The organism is Roseibacillus ishigakijimensis, from assembly GCF_016595415.1.
In the GTDB taxonomy this organism is placed as follows: domain Bacteria; phylum Verrucomicrobiota; class Verrucomicrobiia; order Verrucomicrobiales; family Akkermansiaceae; genus Roseibacillus; species Roseibacillus ishigakijimensis.
Genome location: NZ_JAENIO010000078.1, coordinates 1 through 3,287 on the forward strand (window position 1 = coordinate 1; position 3,287 = coordinate 3,287).

Annotated in this window: 4 protein-coding genes; all 4 read right to left on the reverse strand. The window is 51.0% G+C overall.

Features of this window, described 5'->3' with window-relative positions:
* Window positions 1-59 precede the first annotated feature (59 nt).
* Window positions 60-548: a leucine-rich repeat domain-containing protein gene (locus JIN78_RS17975; protein WP_377173903.1), complete on the reverse strand. Its 489-nt coding sequence runs from the start codon at window positions 546-548 to the stop codon at window positions 60-62.
* Entirely contained in the window at window positions 545-1,627 is a 1,083-nt protein-coding gene (locus tag JIN78_RS16545; RefSeq protein WP_200393107.1) for a transglutaminase-like domain-containing protein, read from the reverse strand. The genes JIN78_RS17975 and JIN78_RS16545 overlap by 4 nt, the downstream gene beginning before the upstream one ends.
* Before the next feature lie 74 nt (window positions 1,628-1,701).
* Window positions 1,702-2,646, reverse strand: a complete 945-nt coding sequence (locus JIN78_RS16550) for a transglutaminase-like domain-containing protein (RefSeq protein WP_200393108.1) — start codon at window positions 2,644-2,646, stop codon at window positions 1,702-1,704.
* 302 nt (window positions 2,647-2,948) lie between these two features.
* Window positions 2,949-3,287 (reverse strand): hypothetical protein (locus JIN78_RS17395; RefSeq protein ID WP_234038054.1); only part of this gene is annotated, 339 nt, incomplete at its 5' end.

The following is a 3,287-nucleotide window of genomic DNA, read 5'->3' on the forward strand; positions in this document are numbered from 1 at the left end:
TTCATTTTATTTGGTTGGGTTTGGCGTTTTTCGCCGCTCCTCACCACCAAAATTATCGCTTAACCCCTGGCCCGATTTTCGGGGTCCACCTCACTGACGTCCAGAATTCGATTCTCATCTAATCTGAGAACTCGAAGATACTTCAGATGCGCCAGGGGAGAAAGATCCGAGATCGCATTGGAGGATGCGGTCAATTCTTCCAAGTTTCTCAGCTTCTCGATCCCATCCAGACTTGCGATATTCCAATCGCTGCAATCCAGTGAAGTGAGGGCTTGAATATCTTCCCCGGTAAACTCCGTCGCCCTTTTTCCAACCTCGACCTGAATGGCACGAGTCAGATTGTCATCCCAAGGATGAGTGCCATCCTCATAGGCAAACTCCTCACTCGTCGCGACCTCGTCCTTTTGAAGCTGCTCCTTCTGGACTTCAGGGGGTCGGGAACCTTCCCCTGTAGAGTCATCCGCATCCCGACAAGAGACCATCGCGAGAAGCCCCAAAGCCCAGACGGCTCCCCTTGTTCCCTCTTTTTTCCAACTGCACATTCTCATCGCTTCAATTTCTCGTTGTCACTTTCGCGCCGAATCACCGGCTTCCCATTTTCCAAACTCACCTCCAGATGAGCCTCATCCGGTTTCAAAACCACCTTGGTCAAAAAGTAGGCCACGTCCTCTTTCGAGACCGCGAGATAGATTTCTCCCCCTCTCGCGATCGTCACCGACTTCCCTCTCGCTATGCCTCGGGTTTGATGACCACTCACCGCAATCAATCCCTGACTTCCCAACAAAAACACCTGAGAACGAATCCTCTCATCATCGAATAGGAAGCTCACTTTGCAGACCGGCAAATAGGAGTCCGTCACATTCTTGGGGGAATCTTGGTGAACGAAAATCAAACCCGCCTTTCCCTCCAGAATCCCAAGAAGGTCTTCCTGACTCTGTTTCACCTTCCCAATCGAGGGCATCCACGGCACCCACTCTCCCTCTTCACTCCAATATTCCAGCCACAGCTTCCCGCCCCGCTCGCCTCTTAGAATGGGAGCCCACACAATCCGAGCCATCACTCCAACCGAGCGCAAAGCCGAAACGGTGAAGATCGTCAAATCGATCTCATGCACACTCTTCTCTTCTAGTACTCGAAAGACATCCAAATCCCCTGCGGTCGTCATCAGGTAGAACTCCTTCTGCGGTTTCAGAGAAAGATTCTTTTTCACCCACGTAAAGATCGCCTCCGCAGCCTCGTCCGCAGACTTGGCTTGTTCAGTCAGAGGGACAAATTTCTTCGAGAGAGACGGCAACCAGTTCTTGCGCGTGTACTCATGCTTGATCCGCAACGGTAAGAGGTAGCGTTTGAACTGTGCCTCATCCAGTGGCTTCTCTCGATAAAAACGCCCCCGAACTCGCTGGGCAGTGAGAATATGCTCACAAAAAGAAGCCGCATCCAGTGCGTCCCGGTCGATATAGCCCATCCGCCGGGCCACATAAACCGCATGGTCCCCCTCAATCTGTGTAAACAACTCTTCCTCTTCTGATTCAATCTGGTCTAGATAACCATAGACATGCTCCCGTTCATTTTCCGCCGAGCCATCATAGTAGGACCCCCAACACATCGCAGAAAGGAGCAGCGACACTCCTGTCGCTGTCAAAAACCGCACCCTACTCAAAAAAATCCCATCCATCCTATCCATCTTGGTCCTGATTCAGCTCAAGCCCTCCCCACTGCAACCACTCCCCCTCCTTCAACTCCACCAAACTTGCCTCCGGCTCCCCTCTCTCCGGCTTTCGCAAAGGCACATCTCAATTCCCCCTCATTCACCGCCGTGAACAAAATCGGACGGTTCAAGGGCACGCAATCCGCCACCTGAAAGCTCACTTGCACCCCTTCTCCCGACTCGGCGGAATCGACAGACTCCCCAGCCAGAACCGCCCGCCAAGATCCTTCATTCCAAAGAGAAAGCTTTACCGGACTCTCCGGGCTCAAAGGGAAGGAATCACTCACCCTCGCCTTCATTTCATAGAAATCCGCATAATGATGGCTCACATTGACAAAGGCCGACAAATCATCCCGGCCATACGGGTCCACCTCCTCAGGATAAGAATCCAAAGCATACCAAACGAGAAAATTAAACCCTCCCGCCTTCGTCTTCTCCCTGACTCCCCCCTTCGGAAGGGCATGCAGCGGCTCCACAATCACCCACTTCTCTTTCTCCCTATCCCAATACTCCGCCGCAAAATGCCTGCCCCCTCCACTATACTTCCAAAACGCCACCACATGCCGAGCCGGAATCCCAATCGCCCGCATACAAGACACAAAGCAAAGACAAAACTCCCGACAAGCCCCTTCTCCCGCTTCCAGTAACTGAAGCGCATTCTTGGGCCGGTCTTCCGCCGCCCCCATCTTGATCAGCTCCCTCTCGCCCGTCTCATCAAACTTGATTGAATACTCAATCCACTGACTCACAGCCGAGGCCATCTGTTTGGTTGTCTCTGCCCTAGAAACAACCGATTCAAGACGATTTCCCAAGGCTTCACTATCGACAATCTGCTCTTCAAGGACTTGCCTCACTAAAACATGACTACCGGACTCCGCTTCTACGACTTCAAATTGGGCACAAGCTTGCCACACATAACAAGTTAAAAACAACATCATAACCTTCCCGACCTAAGTTCACGATTCATGGACTTGCTGACCCCATTACCAGCCTGCTGATTCCCAGCTCTCGATCTCCGACCTCGCCCTATGGCAAAAAATCTATACATCAGTCTACGGCTTGGGCTCTTTGTATGTCAGTGGTCAAATCTTGAAGCACGGGCTTGAGACGACCGCACAGTTGGCTCAAATCTATTTTCTTCTCTTCTAAAATTTCATTGATCTGATGTCGGCTCTGATTGTCGACGGCTGAAAGATCCAGAAGTGTATAGATAAAGAGAAGGCAAAGAAAATTCACAGCTTCAAAAATTCTTTAATACTTGTTCCCTTAAAATCTCGTTCTCAATGGTGGCCGCCCACTCCTGGGCAGAAGATGGATCAGAAAACTGAAGCTCAGCGACCATACTAGCAACAGCCGAATCCCTAACATCTCCTGCTGGTAACTCAGACACCCAAGACGCAGCCTCCATCGGTCTGCTATTGGTCCACATCTTAACCACCTGAGATGCACGATTCGCATTAACCCTACCATTCTCTACTATCCAGCACACTACACGACAAAAATCGAGCACGTAACGCACTGAAAATAAGGAAAAAATACGCAAAAAAGGCTTGCAATGTCGGTGGCCGCCCAAAATTGG

Excerpts from the sequence above, each read along its gene's own strand:
- JIN78_RS16550 (WP_200393108.1), bottom strand. The coding sequence starts at position 2,646 with ATGATGTTGTTTTTAACTTGTTATGTGTGGCAAGCTTGTGCCCAATTT.
- JIN78_RS17975 (WP_377173903.1), bottom strand. The coding sequence starts at position 548 with ATGAGAATGTGCAGTTGGAAAAAAGAGGGAACAAGGGGAGCCGTCTGG.